We start from the raw sequence: 20876 nt of genomic DNA on the forward strand, positions 1-20876 counted from the left end.
GAGTCCGCCCCGTGCGCCTGCGCCGGGGCGTTTCGTTTTCCCCAGTCCTCCTTCGGGTCCGCGCGGTCCGAATCACCCGGAAGGAGGCCGAGGCTCTATGGCGAGGCCCGACAAGGCTGCCGCGGTTGCGGAGCTGACGGACAAGTTCCGCAGTTCCAACGCCGCCGTGCTGACCGAGTACCGCGGTCTCACCGTGGCGCAGCTCAAGACGCTGCGCCGGTCGCTCGGTGAGAACGCCCAGTACGCCGTGGTGAAGAACACGCTGACCAAGATTGCGGCCAACGAGGCCGGGATCACGCTGGACGACCAGCTCTTCGCTGGTCCGACGGCCGTCGCCTTCGTCACCGGTGACCCGGTGGAGTCGGCGAAGGGTCTCCGTGACTTCGCCAAGGACAACCCGAATCTCGTCATCAAGGGCGGTGTCCTTGACGGCAAGGCGCTGTCCGCCGACGAGATCAAGAAGCTTGCGGACCTCGAGTCCCGCGAGGTTCTGCTCTCCAAGCTGGCCGGTGCCTTCAAGGGGAAGCAGTCCCAGGCTGCCTCCGTCTTCCAGGCGCTGCCGTCGAAGCTCGTCCGCACCGTGGACGCGCTGCGCGCCAAGCAGGACGAGCAGGGCGGTGCCGAGTAACTCGGCTCGCTTTCTGATCCGAGCCGTTTGACGCGGCAAGGGTCGCAGCGGGCCGACGTACGCCCGCCTTACCCAGTACATCCGGCACCCGCCGATTTGAGTGGAAGGACCGCCATCATGGCGAAGCTCAGCCAGGAAGACCTGCTCGCGCAGTTCGAGGAGATGACCCTCATCGAGCTCTCCGAGTTCGTGAAGGCGTTCGAGGAGAAGTTCGACGTCACCGCCGCCGCGGCCGCCCCGGTCATGATGGCCGGCCCGGGCGCCCCGGTTGCCGAGGCCGCTGAGGAGAAGGACGAGTTCGACGTCATCCTCGCCGGCGCCGGCGACAAGAAGATCCAGGTCATCAAGGTCGTGCGCGAGCTGACCTCCCTGGGCCTGAAGGAGGCCAAGGACCTGGTCGACGGTGCCCCGAAGCCCGTCCTCGAGAAGGTCAACAAGGAGGCCGCGGACAAGGCCGCCGAGGCCCTCAAGGGCGCCGGCGCCTCCGTCGAGGTCAAGTAAGACCTCGCGGGTCCGCCAAGGACTCCCGCGCGCTGAACACGGCCCCCTGGGGCTGTAACGCGAACGCACCGAGGAGCGATCATCCATCCGGGTGGTCGCTCTTCGGCGTTCGAGGGGGCCGGTGCCGGCTGCCTTGCGCCCGCGGCAGGGAGGGGTATGGTGATCTTCGTCGTGCCTCCAGAGCTCCGGCGGCGGGCTGCAAGTGACGATGGCAGCATCCGGTTTGGCCATGGGAGGCCTTGACGAACCGCACGCAGCACGCAATTCTCAGGACGCGTCGCCAACAAGGATCCGAATCCGAGGCATGGATCGGCGACGAAGAGGGCAGTATCAGGGTGCGTTGAGGGCAGGTAGGCCGCAGACGTTGACAACTACGAGGGTCTCAAAAAACCCGCACTGGACATCAGTGTGCCATGTGGCTACACTGACCCTTTGCGCTGCCTGTTAGCTGTCCCCTGCCCGTCACCAGGGGCATGCCCTCGCCTCAGCAACGACGACCAGATCATCCTTGACCTGGCCTTTCGGCCCGATCAGGACGACCTGTCCTCAAGCGGCGGCGGGGGGCCGGTACGCGCGTAGTGAGTCCGAGCCCTCGGAAGGACCCCCTCTTGGCCGCCTCGCGCAACGCCTCGACCGCGAATACGAACAACGGCGCCAGCACCGCCCCGCTGCGCATCTCCTTTGCAAAGATCAAGGAGCCCCTCGAGGTTCCGAACCTTCTCGCGCTGCAAACCGAGAGCTTCGACTGGCTGCTCGGCAACGACGCGTGGAAGGCTCGCGTCGAGGACGCTCTGGAGTCCGGTCAGGACGTCCCCACCAAGTCCGGCCTCGAGGAGATCTTCGAGGAGATCTCCCCGATCGAGGACTTCTCCGGGTCGATGTCGCTGACGTTCCGCGACCACCGCTTCGAGCCGCCCAAGAACTCGATCGACGAGTGCAAGGAGCGCGACTTCACGTACGCGGCCCCGCTCTTCGTCACGGCCGAGTTCACCAACAACGAGACCGGCGAGATCAAGTCCCAGACCGTCTTCATGGGCGACTTCCCGCTCATGACGAACAAGGGCACTTTCGTCATCAACGGCACCGAGCGTGTCGTGGTGTCCCAGCTGGTCCGTTCCCCCGGTGTCTACTTCGACTCCTCCATCGACAAGACGTCCGACAAGGACATCTTCTCCGCCAAGATCATCCCCTCCCGGGGTGCCTGGCTGGAGATGGAGATCGACAAGCGCGACATGGTCGGTGTCCGCATCGACCGCAAGCGCAAGCAGTCGGTCACCGTCCTGCTGAAGGCGCTCGGCTGGACCAACGAGCAGATCCTCGAGGAGTTCGGCGACTACGAGTCGATGCGCGCCACCCTGGAGAAGGACCACACCCAGGGCCAGGACGACGCGCTGCTGGACATCTACCGCAAGCTGCGCCCGGGCGAGCCCCCCACGCGTGAGGCCGCGCAGACGCTGCTCGAGAACCTGTACTTCAACCCCAAGCGCTACGACCTCGCCAAGGTCGGCCGCTACAAGGTCAACAAGAAGCTGGGTGCGGACGCTCCGCTGGACGCCGGCGTCCTGACCGTCGAGGACGTCATCTCGACGATCAAGTACCTGGTGAAGCTGCACGCGGGCGAGATCGAGACGGTCGGCGACAGCGGTCAGACGATCGTCGTCGAGACCGACGACATCGACCACTTCGGCAACCGCCGTCTGCGCAGCGTGGGCGAGCTCATCCAGAACCAGGTCCGCACCGGTCTGGCCCGTATGGAGCGCGTCGTCCGCGAGCGCATGACCACGCAGGACGTCGAGGCGATCACGCCGCAGACCCTGATCAACATCCGGCCGGTCGTCGCCTCCATCAAGGAGTTCTTCGGCACCAGCCAGCTGTCGCAGTTCATGGACCAGAACAACCCGCTGTCGGGTCTCACCCACAAGCGCCGCCTGTCGGCCCTTGGCCCGGGTGGTCTCTCCCGTGAGCGGGCCGGCTTCGAGGTCCGTGACGTGCACCCCTCGCACTACGGCCGCATGTGCCCGATCGAGACGCCGGAAGGCCCGAACATCGGTCTGATCGGCTCGCTCGCCTCCTACGGCCGGGTCAACGCGTTCGGGTTCGTCGAGACCCCGTACCGCAAGGTCATCGACGGCCAGGTCACCGACGAGGTCGACTACCTGACCGCCGACGAGGAGGACCGCTTCGTCATCGCCCAGGCCAACGCCACCCTGGCGGACGACCTGCGCTTCGCCGAGGCCCGCGTGCTGGTCCGCCGCCGTGGCGGCGAGGTCGACTACGTCAGCCCCGAGGACGTCGACTACATGGACGTCTCGCCGCGCCAGATGGTGTCGGTCGCGACCGCCATGATCCCGTTCCTCGAGCACGACGACGCCAACCGTGCCCTCATGGGCGCGAACATGATGCGCCAGGCCGTTCCGCTCATCAAGTCGGAGTCCCCGCTCGTCGGCACCGGCATGGAGTACCGCTCCGCCGTCGACGCCGGCGACGTCGTCAAGGCCGAGAAGGCCGGTGTGGTCCAGGAGATCTCCGCCGACTACATCACCACGACCAACGACGACGGCACGTACATCACGTACCGCCTGGCCAAGTTCGCCCGCTCCAACCAGGGCACCTCGGTCAACCAGAAGGTCATCGTCAACGAGGGCGACCGCGTCGTCGAGGGCCAGGTCCTCGCCGACGGCCCGGCCACCCAGAACGGCGAGATGGCGCTCGGCAAGAACCTGCTGGTCGCGTTCATGCCGTGGGAGGGTCACAACTACGAGGACGCGATCATCCTGTCGCAGCGCCTCGTCCAGGACGACGTCCTCTCCTCGATCCACATCGAGGAGCACGAGGTCGACGCCCGTGACACCAAGCTCGGCCCCGAGGAGATCACCCGGGACATCCCGAACGTCTCCGAGGAGGTCCTCGCCGACCTCGACGAGCGCGGCATCATCCGCATCGGCGCCGAGGTCATCGCCGGCGACATCCTCGTCGGCAAGGTGACCCCGAAGGGCGAGACCGAGCTGACCCCCGAGGAGCGCCTGCTGCGCGCGATCTTCGGTGAGAAGGCGCGTGAGGTCCGTGACACCTCGCTGAAGGTGCCGCACGGCGAGACCGGCAAGGTCATCGGCGTGCGCGTCTTCGACCGCGAGGAGGGCGACGAGCTGCCGCCGGGCGTGAACCAGCTGGTCCGCGTCTACGTCGCGCAGAAGCGCAAGATCACCGACGGTGACAAGCTCGCCGGCCGCCACGGCAACAAGGGCGTCATCTCCAAGATCCTGCCGATCGAGGACATGCCGTTCCTGGAGGACGGCACCCCGGTCGACATCATCCTCAACCCGCTGGGTGTGCCGTCCCGAATGAACCCGGGACAGGTCCTGGAGATCCACCTCGGCTGGCTCGCCAGCCGCGGCTGGGACGTCTCCGGCCTCGCGGACGAGTGGGCGGAGCGCCTCCAGGCCATCGGCGCCGACCAGGTCGCCCCCGGCACCAACGTGGCCACCCCGGTCTTCGACGGTGCCCGTGAGGACGAGCTGGCGGGTCTGCTCCAGCACACCATCCCGAACCGTGACGGCGACCGCATGGTCCTCCCGTCCGGCAAGGCGCAGCTGTTCGACGGCCGTAGCGGTGAGCCGTTCCCGGACCCGATCTCGGTCGGCTACATGTACATCCTGAAGCTGCACCACCTGGTCGACGACAAGCTGCACGCCCGCTCGACCGGTCCGTACTCGATGATCACCCAGCAGCCGCTGGGTGGTAAGGCCCAGTTCGGTGGCCAGCGCTTCGGCGAGATGGAGGTGTGGGCCCTCGAGGCCTACGGCGCCGCCTACGCCCTCCAGGAGCTGCTGACCATCAAGTCCGACGACGTCACCGGCCGCGTGAAGGTCTACGAGGCCATCGTCAAGGGCGAGAACATCCCCGAGCCCGGCATCCCCGAGTCCTTCAAGGTGCTCATCAAGGAGATGCAGTCCCTGTGCCTGAACGTGGAGGTGCTGTCCAGCGACGGTATGTCCATCGAGATGCGCGACACCGACGAGGATGTCTTCCGCGCTGCGGAGGAGCTCGGCATCGACCTGTCCCGGCGCGAGCCGAGCAGCGTCGAAGAGGTCTGACGGGAGTCCGGCGGGCCTCCTGACCAGGAAGCCCGCCGACCCCCAGGCCCCCGTTTCAGACCACAGACTTACGACCCTGAGAGGGATTGACGCATAGTGCTCGACGTCAACTTCTTCGACGAGCTCCGGATCGGCCTGGCCACCGCTGACGACATCCGTCAGTGGAGCCACGGCGAGGTCAAGAAGCCCGAGACCATCAACTACCGCACCCTCAAGCCGGAAAAGGACGGGCTCTTCTGCGAGAAGATCTTCGGCCCCACCCGGGACTGGGAGTGCTACTGCGGCAAGTACAAGCGTGTCCGCTTCAAGGGCATCATCTGCGAGCGCTGCGGCGTCGAGGTCACCCGTGCCAAGGTGCGCCGTGAGCGGATGGGCCACATCGAACTGGCCGCGCCCGTCACCCACATCTGGTACTTCAAGGGCGTCCCGTCGCGTCTGGGCTACCTGCTCGACCTGGCCCCGAAGGACCTGGAGAAGGTCATCTACTTCGCGGCGTACATGATCACGTACGTCGACGACGAGCGTCGCACCCGCGACCTGCCGTCGCTGGAGGCCCACGTCTCCGTCGAGCGCCAGCAGATCGAGCAGCGCCGCGACGCCGACCTGGAGGCCCGCGCCAAGAAGCTCGAGGCGGACCTCGCCGAGCTGGAGGCCGAGGGTGCCAAGGCCGACGTGCGCCGCAAGGTGCGCGAGGGTGCCGAACGTGAGATGAAGCAGCTGCGCGACCGCGCGCAGCGCGAGATCGACCGCCTCGACGAGGTGTGGACCCGGTTCAAGAACCTCAAGGTCCAGGACCTCGAGGGCGACGAGCTGCTCTACCGCGAGCTGCGCGACCGGTTCGGCACGTACTTCGACGGCTCGATGGGTGCCGCGGCGCTGCAGAAGCGCCTGGAGTCCTTCGACCTCGAGGAGGAGGCCGAGAAGCTCCGCGAGATCATCCGCACCGGCAAGGGCCAGAAGAAGACCCGCGCCCTCAAGCGGCTGAAGGTCGTCTCCGCGTTCCTGCAGACGTCCAACAGCCCCAAGGGCATGGTCCTGGACTGCGTGCCGGTCATCCCGCCGGACCTGCGTCCGATGGTGCAGCTGGACGGTGGCCGCTTCGCGACCTCCGACCTGAACGACCTGTACCGCCGTGTCATCAACCGCAACAACCGCCTGAAGCGGCTTCTCGACCTCGGTGCGCCCGAGATCATCGTGAACAACGAGAAGCGCATGCTCCAGGAGGCCGTCGACGCGCTCTTCGACAACGGCCGCCGCGGCCGCCCGGTCACGGGCCCCGGCAACCGTCCGCTGAAGTCGCTGTCCGACATGCTCAAGGGCAAGCAGGGCCGCTTCCGTCAGAACCTGCTCGGCAAGCGCGTCGACTACTCGGCCCGTTCCGTGATCGTCGTCGGTCCGCAGCTGAAGCTGCACCAGTGCGGTCTGCCGAAGGCGATGGCGCTGGAGCTGTTCAAGCCGTTCGTGATGAAGCGCCTGGTCGACCTGAACCACGCGCAGAACATCAAGTCGGCCAAGCGCATGGTCGAGCGCGGCCGCACGGTCGTGTACGACGTGCTGGAAGAGGTCATCGCGGAGCACCCGGTTCTGCTGAACCGTGCGCCCACGCTGCACCGCCTCGGCATCCAGGCCTTCGAGCCGCAGCTGGTCGAGGGCAAGGCCATTCAGATCCACCCGCTCGTCTGCACCGCGTTCAACGCGGACTTCGACGGTGACCAGATGGCCGTGCACCTGCCGCTGTCCGCGGAGGCGCAGGCCGAGGCCCGCATCCTGATGCTGTCCTCGAACAACATCCTCAAGCCGGCCGACGGTCGTCCGGTGACGATGCCGACCCAGGACATGGTCCTCGGTCTGTACTTCCTCACCACCGACGCCGAGGGCCGCGAGGCCAAGGGCGAGGACCGCTCCTTCGCGTCGGTCGCCGAGGCGATCATGGCGTTCGACGCCGGCGAGCTCTCGCTCCAGTCGCGGGTGGACGTCCGCTTCCCGGTGGGCACCATCCCGCCGCGCGGCTGGACCCCGCCGGCCCGCGAGGAGGGTGAGCCGGAGTGGCAGCAGGGTGACTCCTTCCGTCTGAAGACGACCCTGGGCCGCGCGCTCTTCAACGAGCTGCTGCCCGAGGACTACCCGTTCGTCGACTTCGAGGTGGGCAAGAAGCAGCTCTCCGAGATCGTCAACGACCTCGCCGAGCGCTACCCGAAGGTCATCGTGGCGGCCACGCTCGACAACCTGAAGTCGTCCGGCTTCTACTGGGCCACCCGTTCCGGTGTCACCGTCGCCATCTCCGACGTCGTCGTTCCCGAGGCGAAGAAGGAGATCGTCAAGGGCTACGAGGCGCAGGACGAGAAGGTCCAGAAGCAGTACGAGCGCGGTCTGATCACCAAGGACGAGCGCACCCAGGAGCTCATCGCGATCTGGACCAAGGCGACCAACGAGGTCGCCGAGGCGATGAACGACAACTTCCCGAAGACCAACCCGATCTTCATGATGGTTTCCTCGGGCGCCCGAGGAAACATGATGCAGATGCGTCAGATCGCCGGTATGCGCGGTCTGGTGTCGAACGCCAAGAACGAGACCATCCCGCGGCCCATCAAGGCGTCGTTCCGTGAGGGTCTGTCCGTGCTGGAGTACTTCATCTCCACGCACGGTGCCCGTAAGGGTCTGGCCGACACCGCCCTGCGTACCGCCGACTCGGGTTACCTCACCCGTCGTCTGGTCGACGTCTCCCAGGACGTCATCATCCGCGAGGAGGACTGCGGCACCGAGCGCGGCCTCAAGCTGCACATCGCGGAGCGCGGTGCGGACGGCGTGCTGCGCAAGGCGGACAACGTCGAGACGTCCGTGTACGCGCGCTGCCTCGCCGAGGACATCGTGGTCGACGGCCAGGTGCTGGCCCCGGCCGGCACCGACCTGGGCGACGTGCTCATCGAGGAGCTCGTCTCCCGCGGTGTCTCCGAGGTCAAGACCCGCTCGGTCCTGACCTGCGAGTCCGCGGTGGGCACCTGCGCCATGTGCTACGGCCGCTCGCTCGCCACCGGCAAGCTGGTCGACATCGGTGAGGCGGTCGGCATCATCGCCGCCCAGTCCATCGGTGAGCCCGGCACCCAGCTGACGATGCGTACCTTCCACACCGGTGGTGTGGCCGGTGACGACATCACCCAGGGTCTGCCCCGTGTCGTCGAGCTCTTCGAGGCCCGTACCCCGAAGGGTGTCGCCCCGATCTCCGAGGCCTCCGGCCGCATCCGGATCGAGGAGACCGAGAAGACCAAGAAGATCGTCGTCACCCCGGACGACGGCAGCGACGAGACGGCGTTCCCGATCTCGAAGCGTGCCCGTCTGCTGGTCGGCGAGGGCGACCACGTCGAGGTGGGCCAGAAGCTCACCGTGGGTGCCACCAACCCGCACGACGTGCTGCGCATCCTGGGTCAGCGGGCCGTCCAGGTCCACCTGGTCGGCGAGGTCCAGAAGGTCTACAACTCGCAGGGTGTGTCGATCCACGACAAGCACATCGAGATCATCATCCGGCAGATGCTGCGCCGGGTGACGATCATCGAGTCCGGCGACGCCGAGCTGCTGCCCGGCGAGCTGGTCGAGCGCTCGAAGTTCGAGCACGAGAACCGTCGTGTGGTCCAGGAGGGCGGTCACCCGGCCTCCGGTCGTCCGCAGCTCATGGGTATCACCAAGGCCTCGCTGGCGACCGAGTCCTGGCTGTCGGCGGCGTCCTTCCAGGAGACGACCAGGGTTCTGACGGACGCGGCGATCAACGCCAAGTCCGACTCCCTGATCGGCCTCAAGGAGAACGTCATCATCGGTAAGCTCATCCCGGCCGGTACGGGCCTGTCCCGTTACCGCAACATCCGGGTCGAGCCGACCGAGGAGGCCAAGGCCGCGATGTACTCGGCCGTGGGCTACGACGACATCGACTACTCGCCGTTCGGCTCCGGCTCCGGCCAGGCCGTTCCGCTGGAGGACTACGACTACGGTCCGTACAACCAGTAGGCGAGCGGCTGCGTGACGCGCTGAAGGGCGGCCATCCCGTAACGGGATGGCCGCCCTTGGCGCATCATGGAGAGACACACGTGGTCCGGGGGAGGTCCCAGTGTCGTATCAACCGTCACACCCGTCGTGGCAGCCCATGCAGCCCTGGCAGCGGGGACAGGGGGTTCCGCAGCCGTGGCAGGGCCAGGGGAGCCCCTCGATGCTCGCGTCCCACGCCGACCGCGAACGGGCCGTGGACGTGCTCAGGGCGGGCTTCAGCGAGGGCCGCCTGGACGAGCGGGAACTCGACCAGCGCGTCGCACGGGCGTACCAGGCCCGTACGGTCGGGGAGCTGGCGCTGCTGGTGGCGGACCTGCCACAGGGTCCGGTGCCGCTCACCTCGGCGGCGGCACCGGTCGTGCCGTCCACGTTCCTGCCGGCGGCGGTCCCGCCGCCCACCAACGGCAAGGCGGTCGGCTCCCTGGTCTGTGGTGTGCTCACGCTGATGACGGCCGGTCTGACGGGCCTGCCCGCGGTGGTCCTGGGACACGCCGCCCGCGCGGAGATGCGCCGCAACGGGGAGGGCGGTGACGGCCTCGCGCTGGCCGGGCTGGTCCTGGGCTGGCTGTCCGTCGCGGGCTGGGCGGTGTTCCTGACCGTGCTCATCGTGGCCGGGATCGCGGGGTCGGGATGACCTGGGCGGATTCCGGTGTCCGAAGATCACGTTCCGTGGATTCGAAGATCGCCCGCGGAGCCCGGGCTTGACAAGCCCCGCGGGACGCGGCGGGCGGGGCCCATTTGTTTTGACCACAGCGAATGAGGTAGGTACGCTCAGACCTTGTGCCTGGGGTGTGCCCTGGCTTTCGTGCGTGCCTTCAAACCGCACCGGGAGCTGCTGAACGGCCACCGTGATCTGCGCCTCTTTCTGCCTTGCGGTGGGAGTCAGCGGGATTCGACACACCCGACCGCGTGGGTCGGCGAAGTTCCAGGTTAGCTGTACCCATCGGCACACAGAAACCGGAGAAGTAGTGCCTACGATCCAGCAGCTGGTCCGCAAGGGCCGGCAGGACAAGGTCGAAAAGAACAAGACGCCCGCACTCGAGGGTTCGCCCCAGCGCCGCGGCGTCTGCACGCGTGTGTTCACGACCACTCCGAAGAAGCCGAACTCGGCCCTCCGTAAGGTCGCGCGTGTGCGTCTGACCAGCGGTATCGAGGTCACGGCTTACATTCCGGGTGAGGGACACAACCTGCAGGAGCACTCCATCGTGCTCGTGCGCGGCGGCCGTGTGAAGGACCTGCCGGGTGTTCGCTACAAGATCATCCGCGGTTCGCTCGACACCCAGGGTGTCAAGAACCGCAAGCAGGCTCGCAGCCGTTACGGCGCCAAGAAGGAGAAGTAAGAATGCCTCGTAAGGGCCCCGCCCCGAAGCGCCCGGTCATCATCGACCCGGTCTACGGCTCTCCTCTGGTGACCTCCCTGATCAACAAGGTGCTGCTGAACGGCAAGCGCTCCACCGCCGAGCGCATTGTCTACGGCGCCATGGAGGGCCTGCGCGAGAAGACCGGCAACGACCCGATCATCACGCTGAAGCGCGCTCTCGAGAACATCAAGCCGACCCTCGAGGTCAAGTCCCGCCGTGTCGGTGGCGCCACCTACCAGGTGCCGATCGAGGTCAAGCCGGGTCGTGCCAACACCCTGGCGCTGCGCTGGCTGGTCGGTTACTCCCGCGCCCGTCGCGAGAAGACCATGACCGAGCGTCTGCTCAACGAGCTCCTCGACGCGTCCAACGGCCTTGGCGCCGCTGTGAAGAAGCGCGAGGACACGCACAAGATGGCCGAGTCCAACAAGGCCTTCGCGCACTACCGCTGGTAGTCGCTACCCCATCGAGAACCGAGAGAAGACTGAAGCCTTATGGCTACCACTTCACTTGACCTGGCCCATGTCCGCAACATCGGGATCATGGCCCACATCGACGCGGGCAAGACGACCACCACCGAGCGGATCCTGTTCTACACCGGTGTGTCCTACAAGATCGGTGAGACCCACGAGGGTTCCGCCACGATGGACTGGATGGAGCAGGAGCAGGAGCGTGGCATCACGATCACCTCTGCTGCCACCACCTGTCACTGGCCGCTGGACAACGTCGACCACACGATCAACATCATCGACACGCCGGGTCACGTCGACTTCACCGTCGAGGTGGAGCGCTCCCTGCGCGTACTCGACGGTGCCGTGACGGTGTTCGACGGCGTCGCCGGTGTCGAGCCCCAGTCCGAGACGGTGTGGCGTCAGGCGGACCGCTACGGCGTTCCGCGCATCTGCTTCGTCAACAAGCTCGACCGCACCGGTGCCGAGTTCCACCGCTGCGTCGACATGATCAAGGACCGCCTGGGCGCGCAGCCGCTGGTCATGCAGCTGCCGATCGGTGCCGAGGCCGACTTTAAGGGCGTCGTGGACCTGGTCCGCATGAAGGCGCTCGTGTGGTCCGCCGAGGCCGCGAAGGGCGAGATGTACGACGTCGTCGACATCCCGGCCACGCACACCGAGGCCGCCGAGGAGTGGCACGGCAAGCTGGTCGAGGCCGTCGCGGAGAACGACGAAGAGATCATGGAGCTGTACCTGGAGGGCAACGAGCCCACCGAGGAGCAGCTGCACACCGCGATCCGTCGTATCACCATCGCGTCCGGCAAGGCCTCCGAGACCACGATCACCCCGGTGTTCTGTGGCACCGCCTTCAAGAACAAGGGCGTTCAGCCCCTGCTCGACGCGGTCGTGCGCTACCTCCCCACGCCGCTCGACGTCGAGGCCATCGAGGGCCACGCCGTGGGCAACGCGGAAGAGGTCATCAAGCGCAAGCCGTCCGAGGACGAGCCGCTGGCCGCGCTCGCGTTCAAGATCATGAGCGACCCGCACCTCGGCAAGCTCACCTTCGTCCGGGTCTACTCGGGCCGCCTGGAGTCCGGCACGCAGGTGCTGAACTCCGTCAAGGGCAAGAAGGAGCGCATCGGCAAGATCTACCGCATGCACGCCAACAAGCGTGAGGAGATCCCGTCGGTGGGCGCCGGCGACATCGTCGCCGTCATGGGTCTGAAGCAGACCACCACCGGTGAGACGCTGAGCGACGACAAGGCCCCGGTCATCCTGGAGTCCATGGACTTCCCGGCGCCGGTCATCCAGGTCGCCATCGAGCCCAAGTCGAAGGGCGACCAGGAGAAGCTGGGCGTCGCGATCCAGCGCCTGGCCGAGGAGGACCCGTCCTTCCAGGTCCACTCGGACGAGGAGACCGGCCAGACCATCATCGGTGGTATGGGCGAGCTGCACCTCGAGGTGCTGGTCGACCGTATGCGCCGTGAGTTCAAGGTCGAGGCCAACGTCGGCAAGCCGCAGGTCGCGTACCGCGAGACCATCCGCAAGGCGGTCGAGCGGGTCGACTACACGCACAAGAAGCAGACTGGTGGTACCGGCCAGTTCGCCAAGGTGCAGATCGCGATCGAGCCGATCGAGGGCGGCGACGCCTCGTACGAGTTCGTGAACAAGGTCACCGGTGGTCGCGTTCCGAAGGAGTACATCCCCTCGGTCGACGCCGGCGCCCAGGAAGCGATGCAGTTCGGCATCCTGGCCGGCTACGAGATGACGGGCGTCCGCGTCACGCTTCTCGACGGTGGCTACCACGAGGTCGACTCCTCCGAGCTCGCGTTCAAGATCGCCGGTTCGCAGGCCTTCAAGGAGGCCGCGCGCAAGGCCAGCCCCGTGCTGCTCGAGCCGATGATGGCCGTCGAGGTCACCACGCCCGAGGACTACATGGGCGAGGTCATCGGCGACATCAACTCCCGCCGTGGCCAGATCCAGGCCATGGAGGAGCGGGCGGGTGCCCGTGTCGTGAAGGGCCTCGTGCCCCTCTCGGAGATGTTCGGCTACGTCGGCGACCTCCGCAGCAAGACGTCGGGTCGCGCAAGCTACTCGATGCAGTTCGACTCCTACGCCGAGGTTCCGCGGAACGTCGCCGAGGAGATCATCGCGAAGGCCAAGGGCGAGTAACTCACCCGAGTTCCAGCCTTTAGTCTTGACTCCGGAGCCTCTCGGGGCATTCCACGGATTCGCGGCGATCAGCCGTACACCCGGAGGAATGCCCCGGAGATCCGGGCCATCCAGCAAAGATCACCTGGCGCCGATGAGTAAGGCGTACAGAACCACTCCACAGGAGGAACCCAGTGGCGAAGGCGAAGTTCGAGCGGACTAAGCCGCACGTCAACATCGGCACCATCGGTCACATCGACCACGGTAAGACGACCCTCACGGCCGCCATTACCAAGGTGCTGCACGACGCGTACCCGGAGCTGAACGAGGCCACCCCGTTCGACAACATCGACAAGGCGCCCGAAGAGCGTCAGCGTGGTATCACGATCTCCATCTCGCACGTCGAGTACCAGACCGAGGCGCGTCACTACGCCCACGTCGACTGCCCCGGTCACGCGGACTACATCAAGAACATGATCACCGGTGCCGCCCAGATGGACGGCGCGATCCTGGTGGTCGCCGCGACCGACGGCCCGATGCCGCAGACCAAGGAGCACGTGCTCCTGGCCCGCCAGGTCGGCGTGCCGTACATCGTCGTCGCGCTGAACAAGTCCGACATGGTGGACGACGAGGAGATCATGGAGCTCGTCGAGCTCGAGGTCCGTGAGCTCCTCTCCGAGTACGAGTTCCCGGGCGACGACCTCCCGGTCGTGCGTGTCTCCGCTCTGAAGGCGCTCGAGGGCGACGAGAAGTGGGTCCAGTCCGTTCTGGACCTCATGAACGCCGTCGACACCGCCATTCCGGAGCCGGAGCGCGACGTCGACAAGCCGTTCCTGATGCCGATCGAGGACGTCTTCACCATCACCGGTCGCGGTACGGTCGTCACCGGCCGCATCGAGCGTGGTGTCCTCAAGGTCAACGAGACCGTCGACATCATCGGCATCAAGACCGAGAAGACCACCACCACGGTCACCGGCATCGAGATGTTCCGCAAGCTGCTCGACGAGGGCCAGGCCGGTGAGAACGTCGGTCTGCTGCTCCGCGGCATCAAGCGCGAGGACGTCGAGCGCGGCCAGGTCATCATCAAGCCGGGCTCGGTCACCCCGCACACCGAGTTCCAGGCCCAGGCCTACATCCTCTCCAAGGACGAGGGTGGCCGCCACACGCCGTTCTTCAACAACTACCGTCCGCAGTTCTACTTCCGTACGACGGACGTGACCGGCGTGGTGACCCTCCCCGAGGGCACCGAGATGGTCATGCCGGGTGACAACACCGAGATGAAGGTGGAGCTCATCCAGCCCGTCGCCATGGAAGAGGGCCTGAAGTTCGCCATCCGTGAGGGTGGCCGTACCGTGGGCGCCGGCCAGGTCACCAAGATCGTCAAGTAAGCTCACCGGCTTGCTGAAGGGTCTCCCGACCTGGTAGCTCCATCGCGAGCACCACAAGGGCCCGTACGACTCCTGTCGTACGGGCCCTTTCGCGTGTCCCCCCTTTCCGCACCGCCCGGCTCCAGCCCCTGCGTCAACCGTGCCATGGGGGCACCACCCGTCAGCATGAATCAGCGGCATATGCCCATCGGCTTCGGCTGCCCCGTCCTACCTTCGGCACATGGTCAGCTCATCCCATGAGGCCGTGCCGAATCTTCACAGGCGCGACCCGGATAAAGACCTGCTGACCGACGACGAGAACACCGCAGGCATCCTCATCGAGCTCACCGAACAAGGCCTCGGCAAGACGCCGGCCGCAGATCTCTGGAGGCATCTCATGGCCGCCGATCTCTCCTTCTTCCAGTCCCAGACCGCTCAGAACCTTCGCGCCGAGGGGCGAGCCGAAGACGTACTGCTTCGTCTGGAGCGCCAGGGAGTGGAGATCTCGGAGGAGGATCGGGAGCGGATCGTCGGCTGTGCGGACCTGGGCACGCTGAGCATCTGGTTCGCGCGGGCGATCACGGCGACGTCGACGGCCGAGCTGTTCGCGTCGGTCGACTGCGGTTCCGAGGCCTGAGCCCGGCCGAACTGCCGCCGCGCGCCCCCGGGGCAGCCTGCAAAGGGCCCGTACGGCGCCCGTCGTACGGGCCCTTGTCGTTTCCGGCTGTTACGAAACTATTCGGCGTGCACGACCCCTGGTTCCCCGCAGATCACTCCTCCAACATTTGTCATGCCACTGACCAAATTCGGGTGTGTGAGGGGTGTGCCATGTCTGCGCACGTCAGCCGAAGAGCCGTCCTGGGCGCGAGCCTCGCCGCGGTGCCGGTGCTGTCGTCGGGTGCTTTGGGCGCGTCGGGTTCCGCGTGGGCGGCCGGGGGCGAGGGCGGCGGTCCGCGGGTGACGGATCCGGGGGCGTACGTCTCCTTCGCGCCCCGTGAGCCGAGGCCGGGCTCGTTCTCCCTGGTGGGCGCCCCGATCGTGGTCAGCGCCGACGACCATCCCGGAGTCGTCCGGGCGGCGGGGGACCTGCGCGACGACATCCAGCGGGTCACGGGCGTACGACCCGGCCACACCATCGCCCGCAACGCCGTGCTGGTGGGGACGATCGGCCGCAGCCCGCTGATCGACGGCCTGGTGAAGTCGGGGAAGCTGGACGTCACCGGGGTGCGCGGCCGCTGGGAGACCTCGCTCCAGGCGGTCGTCGACCATCCGATGCCCGGCGTCGACCACGCGCTCGTCATCGCGGGCAGCGACCCGCGCGGGACGATCTTCGGAGCGTACGACGTCTCGTACGGCATCGGAGTCTCGCCCTGGTACTGGTGGGACGACGTGCCCCCGGTGCGCCGCAACCGCGTCTGGATCCTGCCGGGCCGCCACACACAGGGCACCCCGGTGGTGAAGTACCGCGGCGTCTTCATCAACGACGAGAACCCGGCCCTGGGCACCTGGGCGCCAGCGTACTTCGGTCCGGGCAAGGCCCCGGGGCAGCCCGGCGGCTTCAACGCCGACTTCTACGCCAAGGTCTTCGAGCTGCTGCTCCGTCTGAAGGGCAACTACCTCTGGCCGGCGGTGTGGGGGCGCGCCTTCGCGGAGGACGACCCGGAGAACCACAAGCGGGCCTCGGAGTACGGCATCGTCATGGGCACCTCCCACGAGGCGCCCATGATGCGCGGCATCGAGGAGTGGAACCGCCACGCGAGCGCGGGCAAGGACCCCTACGGCGGCAACGGCGAGTGGTCGTACGTCCGCAACGCCGAGGCGATCAAGGCGTACTGGCGGGACGGCATCCAGCGCATGGTGGACGAGGGCTTCGAGGGCGTCGTCACCCTGGGCATGCGCGGCAACGGCGACACCAGCCTGCCCGACGGCGACGGCATCGAGCTGATGCAGGAGATCATCGCCGAGCAGCGCCGCATCATCGAGGAGATCACCGGCCGGCCGGCCGCCGAGACCCCGCAGGTGTGGACCCTCTACAAGGAGGTGCAGCGCTACTGGGACCGCGGCCTGCGCGCCCCGGACGACGTCACGGTCGTCCTCACCGACGACAACTGGGGGAACATCCGCAAGCACCCCGACCCCGCGGAGGGCGCCCGCGCCGGCGGACACGGCCTCTACTACCACTTCGACTACGTCGGTGCCGGCCGCAACTACAAGTGGGTCGACACGGCGAACCTCACCAACCTCTGGGACCAGCTCCACCAGGCCCACGCCTACGGCAACCACGGCCTGTGGGTCACCAACGTGGGTGACCTGAAGGGCAACGAACTGCCCACGGAGTTCTTCCTCGACTACGCCTGGAACCCGGACAGTTGGCCGCAGGAGCGGCTGGGGGAGTGGGAACGCCGCTACGCCGCCCAGAACTTCGGCGAGGCGGACTCCGGGCCGATCGCGGAGGTCCTTGCGGAGTACGGCCGGCTCCAGGCCCGCCGCAAGCCAGAGCTGCTCAACCGCCGGATCACCCTCCGGGACCGCGAGGTCGTCTACGACGACCAGCAGAGCCCGTACTACTTCGCCCACCGCGAGCTGGAGCGGGTCACCGACGAGTGGAAGGCCCTGGCCCGCAAGACCGACCGCGTCGCCCGCAAGCTGCCCGCGCGCAGCCGGGACGCCTGGTTCGAACTGGTCGGCTACGAGGTGGAGGCGACCGCGAACCTCTACGGCCTGCGGCAGGCCGAGTTCACGAACCTCCTCTACGCCAGGCAGGGGCGGGCGGCGACCAACGACCTGGCGGCGCGGGCGGAAGCGGGTCTGGAGCGGGACTTCGCCCTCGCCGACCGCTTCAACCACGAGGTGGCCGGCGGCAAGTGGAAAGGCTTCCAGACCCAGCCGCACATCGACTACGGGGACGTGGAGCGCTACGGCCCCAACGCGGGCTGGCAGCAGCCCGAGATCGACAACGTGGCGATCCCGGACGTCCTCTTCCCCGCGGTTCGGCGGATCGAGGTGCCGCGCGCCGCCGGACTGGGCGTCTCGGTGGACGGAGCGGAGGACGCGGGGAGCTGGTGGCCGGGAGGGGCGACGACCCCGGCCCGGCTGCCCTCCTTCAGCCCGTACCAGACCCGCCCACAGCAGTACGTGGAGCTCTTCAACCGAGGCCGCACGCCCTTCGAGTACCGGATCCAGTCCTCGGCCCCGTGGCTGCTGGTGGACCGTGCCCGGGGCCGGGTGGAGCAGCAGGTGCGGGTCGAGGTCCGGGTGGACTGGCGTCGGGTTCCGAGCGGCCGGGCGGAGGCGAAGCTGACGATCTCGGGCGCGGGCACGACGGTGACGGTCGCCTGCACGGCGGAGAACACGTCGCCCCGTCTGGTGCAGGGCTTCGTGGAGGCGGGCGGCTATGTGGCGATCGACGCGGAGCACCACGACCGCGTGGTGGGGGAGTGGCGCCGCCTGGACGGCGTCGGCCGCACCACCTCGGGCATGACCCCCTGGCCGGTGACGGCGCCGCGCCGCACCCCCGGCGCCCCGAACTCCCCGCGCCTGGAGTACGAGGTGACCCTCCTCTCCGCGGGCGAGGTGACGGTGTGGGCGGAGGTGTCCCCGAGGAACCCGGCCCTCCCGACCGGCGGCCTGCGCTACGGCATCTCCTTCGACGACGCCGTGCCGCAGACGGTGGACATCAACGCGGCCACGGGCGCGGACGACGGCACGATGAACATGGCGTGGGCCCGCAACACGTCCGACAACGTCAACCGCACCGCGACCAGGCACACGATCACCCACGCCGGAACGCATCGCCTGAAGTTCTGGACGGTCGACCCGACGATGGTCCTGCAACGCCTGCTGATCGACACGGGCGGCCTGCCGGAGACCTTCCTGGGGCCGCTGGAGAGCCGGCGGGTGTAGGGCGGCTCGTCGCCCCGGTCCTCGGTGCGACGGTCCAGCCGGCCGGGGGGAGCCCGACCGGTCGCTAAGCTCGGCGTGGTACACGACGGCGGGGGCTGGGGTGGGGATGAGAACGGGCCGGGCGGAGCGGCGGCGGCAGGCGCGCAAGGAGCGCCGGGACCGGGTCGAGGAGCTCGCCGCGGGGATGACGGCGCCGGAGGCGCCGCTGGTGTGGGGTGCCGGCTGGCGCGGGAAGACGGCGGCCGCGGTCATCTGCGTCCTGTTCGTCACGTTGTTCGAACATCCGGCCGGGGCGGGCCTGGCGCATTCGCGGCCGGGCGCCCTGATCCAGGCGCTGTGGACCTCGCTGGTCGTCAGCTTTCCGTGCTGCTGGTTCGCGCTGTGGCGTGTCACCGCGGACCGGGACGGCGTGCACGTCCGCCGTCTGTGGTCCACACGGCTCCTGCCGTGGTCGACGATCACGCGTGTGGAGATGCGGCGCGACGGGCAATTGGAGTTCTTCGGCCGGACGCCGGAGCTCATGGCCGGGCTCTTCGCGCCGCCCTGGCTGAGCCGTGTCGCCCGCTCCGACCGGGGCAGCCGGGCCGCCGACACGCTGAGTGCCATGGTCCTCAACGGCGATCTGCGTCCCACGGCCCGGGTCGAGCGAGGGCCGACCGGCACCGGACTCGCCCCGTGGATCGTCCTGCTGGGCGTCGTCCTGTACCTCGCAGTCGAGTTCCTGCCCCACTGGCGCCTGGTGTAGGCGTCCCGCGGGAACGGTCCTACCAGCCGATTTTTCGGAATCTTGATCTCACATCGTGGACCAAAGGTGCCAGGTCACTGGCCAGTGCATCGATCCAGGGGTAACACTGAAGGGTCGGCCGTTTCCCGGATGCCCATTCCCGGGTCGGCCGAGTTCCTGCGCGCGGCAACGGCGCCGAGCGTTCATCACCGGCTTCGAGCCGGTAGTAGCCGTGCCAGAAGGGGACCCTGTGACGACCCGACCCGACACCAAGACCCAGCTCGCCTCCCTGCTCGCCGAGATCGAGCGCCGCAATCCGGCCCAGCCCGAGTTCCACCAGGCCGCTCACGAGGTACTGGAGACGCTGGCGCCGGTGATCGCGGCTCGGCCGGAGTACGTGGAGGCAGGGCTCGTGGAGCGGTTGTGCGAGCCGGAGCGGCAGATCATCTTCCGGGTGCCGTGGCAGGACGACCACTGCCGGGTGCACGTCAACCGTGGTTTCCGGGTGGAGTTCAACAGCGCGCTGGGCCCGTACAAGGGCGGTCTGCGCTTCCACCCGTCCGTCGATCTGGGCGTCATCAAGTTCCTCGGCTTCGAGCAGATCTTCAAGAACGCGCTGACCGGGCTCGGCATCGGCGGCGGCAAGGGCGGCAGCGACTTCGACCCGCACGGGCGGAGCGACGCGGAGGTCATGCGGTTCTGCCAGTCGTTCATGACGGAGCTGTACCGGCACATCGGCGAGCACACCGACGTGCCGGCCGGTGACATCGGCGTCGGCACCCGTGAGATCGGCTACCTGTTCGGCCAGTACCGGCGGATCACCAACCGCTGGGAGGCCGGTGTGCTCACCGGCAAGGGCTCGAACTGGGGCGGCTCGCTGATCCGCCCGGAGGCCACCGGGTACGGCAACGTGCTCTTCGCGGAGGCGATGCTGCGCGAGCGCGGCGAGGAGCTGGAGGGTCAGACGGCGGTCGTCTCCGGCTCCGGGAACGTCGCGATCTACACCATCGAGAAGCTGACCGCCCTCGGTGCGAACCCGCTGACCTGCTCGGACTCCAGTGGATACGTGGTCGACGACAAGGGCGTCGACGTGGAGCTGCTCAAGCAGATCAAGGAGGTCGAGCGCGGCCGGATCAGCGAGTACGCCGAGCGGCGGGGCACCTCCGCGCGGTTCGTGCCCGGCGGGCGGGTCTGGGAGGTCCCGGGCGACGTCGCGCTGCCCTCGGCGACGCAGAACGAGCTGGACGAGAAGGACGCGGAGACGCTCATCCGCAACGGGGTGAAGGCCGTGTCCGAGGGCGCGAACATGCCGGCGACGCCCGAGGCCGTGCACCTGTTCCAGCAGGCCGGGGTGGCTTTCGGCCCCGGCAAGGCGGCGAACGCGGGCGGGGTCGCGGTCAGCGCCCTGGAGATGGCGCAGAACCACTCCCGTACGGCGTGGACGGCCGCCCAGGTGGAGCGGGAGCTGGCGCTCATCATGAGCGACATCCACACCACCTGCCACGAGACCGCCGAGCGCTACGGCGCCCCCGGCGACTACGTGACCGGCGCGAACATCGCCGGCTTCGAGCGGGTGGCCGACGCGATGCTCGCCCAGGGCGTCATCTGACGGTCTTCCCCCGGCCCGCGATCGTCCGGTGCGCCGACGGACGACCGCGGGCGGCGG

General features: G+C 67.8%; 13 protein-coding genes. All 13 read left to right on the forward strand.

Annotated elements, in window-relative coordinates:
* The first annotated feature begins 97 nt into the window (after positions 1 to 97).
* The gene (gene rplJ, locus ACWC91_RS26520; RefSeq protein WP_100569727.1) at positions 98 to 628 is read left to right on the forward strand and encodes a 50S ribosomal protein L10; all 531 of its coding nucleotides are present in this window, start codon (positions 98 to 100) and stop codon (positions 626 to 628) included.
* Between the two features lie 117 nt (positions 629 to 745).
* Complete coding sequence (gene rplL / locus ACWC91_RS26525) at positions 746 to 1129, forward strand: 50S ribosomal protein L7/L12 (protein ID WP_141359391.1); 384 nt, start codon at positions 746 to 748, stop codon at positions 1127 to 1129.
* 608 nt (positions 1130 to 1737) lie between these two features.
* On the forward strand, positions 1738 to 5223 hold the full coding sequence (gene rpoB / locus ACWC91_RS26530; protein WP_225078005.1) for a DNA-directed RNA polymerase subunit beta: 3486 nt from the start codon (positions 1738 to 1740) through the stop codon (positions 5221 to 5223).
* A 96-nt stretch (positions 5224 to 5319) separates the two neighbouring features.
* Positions 5320 to 9219 (forward strand): DNA-directed RNA polymerase subunit beta', encoded by a 3900-nt coding sequence (locus ACWC91_RS26535; RefSeq protein WP_225078004.1) that lies wholly within the window; start codon positions 5320 to 5322, stop codon positions 9217 to 9219.
* Between the two features lie 199 nt (positions 9220 to 9418).
* Positions 9419 to 9892 carry a DUF1707 and DUF4190 domain-containing protein gene (locus ACWC91_RS26540; RefSeq protein ID WP_225078003.1) on the forward strand — a complete coding sequence of 158 codons (474 nt, stop codon included), beginning with the start codon at positions 9419 to 9421 and terminating at the stop codon, positions 9890 to 9892.
* Positions 9893 to 10226: 334 nt separating this feature from the next.
* A complete protein-coding gene (gene rpsL, locus ACWC91_RS26545) occupies positions 10227 to 10598 on the forward strand; it encodes a 30S ribosomal protein S12 (RefSeq protein ID WP_003948652.1) in 372 nt (123 codons plus the stop codon).
* 2 nt (positions 10599 to 10600) lie between these two features.
* On the forward strand, positions 10601 to 11071 hold the full coding sequence (rpsG, locus tag ACWC91_RS26550) for a 30S ribosomal protein S7 (RefSeq protein WP_003992340.1): 471 nt from the start codon (positions 10601 to 10603) through the stop codon (positions 11069 to 11071).
* 39 nt (positions 11072 to 11110) lie between these two features.
* On the forward strand, positions 11111 to 13237 hold the full coding sequence (fusA, locus tag ACWC91_RS26555; protein WP_225078002.1) for an elongation factor G: 2127 nt from the start codon (positions 11111 to 11113) through the stop codon (positions 13235 to 13237).
* 173 nt (positions 13238 to 13410) lie between these two features.
* Entirely contained in the window at positions 13411 to 14604 is a 1194-nt protein-coding gene (gene tuf / locus ACWC91_RS26560) for an elongation factor Tu (protein WP_141359386.1), read from the forward strand.
* 220 nt (positions 14605 to 14824) lie between these two features.
* Positions 14825 to 15220 carry a hypothetical protein gene (locus ACWC91_RS26565; RefSeq protein WP_450641855.1) on the forward strand — a complete coding sequence of 132 codons (396 nt, stop codon included), beginning with the start codon at positions 14825 to 14827 and terminating at the stop codon, positions 15218 to 15220.
* A gap of 191 nt (positions 15221 to 15411) precedes the next feature.
* Positions 15412 to 18486, forward strand: coding sequence for a glycosyl hydrolase 115 family protein (locus ACWC91_RS26570; RefSeq protein WP_225078000.1), 3075 nt, complete (start codon positions 15412 to 15414; stop codon positions 18484 to 18486).
* Between the two features lie 106 nt (positions 18487 to 18592).
* Positions 18593 to 19231: a PH domain-containing protein gene (locus ACWC91_RS26575; RefSeq protein ID WP_450641853.1), complete on the forward strand. Its 639-nt coding sequence runs from the start codon at positions 18593 to 18595 to the stop codon at positions 19229 to 19231.
* Positions 19232 to 19460: 229 nt separating this feature from the next.
* Positions 19461 to 20819: an NADP-specific glutamate dehydrogenase gene (gdhA, locus tag ACWC91_RS26580; protein ID WP_450641851.1), complete on the forward strand. Its 1359-nt coding sequence runs from the start codon at positions 19461 to 19463 to the stop codon at positions 20817 to 20819.
* The last annotated feature ends 57 nt before the right edge of the window (positions 20820 to 20876 follow it).

It is taken from the genome of Streptomyces sp. NPDC001204 (genome assembly GCF_053598035.1).

What these genes read in the sequence shown, in the direction of transcription:
- rplJ (WP_100569727.1), top strand. Translation starts at nt 98, where the DNA reads ATGGCGAGGCCCGACAAGGCTGCCGCGGTTGCGGAGCTGACGGACAAG.
- rplL (WP_141359391.1), top strand. Translation starts at nt 746, where the DNA reads ATGGCGAAGCTCAGCCAGGAAGACCTGCTCGCGCAGTTCGAGGAGATG.
- ACWC91_RS26540 (WP_225078003.1), top strand. Translation starts at nt 9,419, where the DNA reads ATGCTCGCGTCCCACGCCGACCGCGAACGGGCCGTGGACGTGCTCAGG.
- rpsG (WP_003992340.1), top strand. Translation starts at nt 10,601, where the DNA reads ATGCCTCGTAAGGGCCCCGCCCCGAAGCGCCCGGTCATCATCGACCCG.
- fusA (WP_225078002.1), top strand. Translation starts at nt 11,111, where the DNA reads ATGGCTACCACTTCACTTGACCTGGCCCATGTCCGCAACATCGGGATC.
- ACWC91_RS26565 (WP_450641855.1), top strand. Translation starts at nt 14,825, where the DNA reads ATGGTCAGCTCATCCCATGAGGCCGTGCCGAATCTTCACAGGCGCGAC.
- ACWC91_RS26570 (WP_225078000.1), top strand. Translation starts at nt 15,412, where the DNA reads ATGTCTGCGCACGTCAGCCGAAGAGCCGTCCTGGGCGCGAGCCTCGCC.
- ACWC91_RS26575 (WP_450641853.1), top strand. Translation starts at nt 18,593, where the DNA reads ATGAGAACGGGCCGGGCGGAGCGGCGGCGGCAGGCGCGCAAGGAGCGC.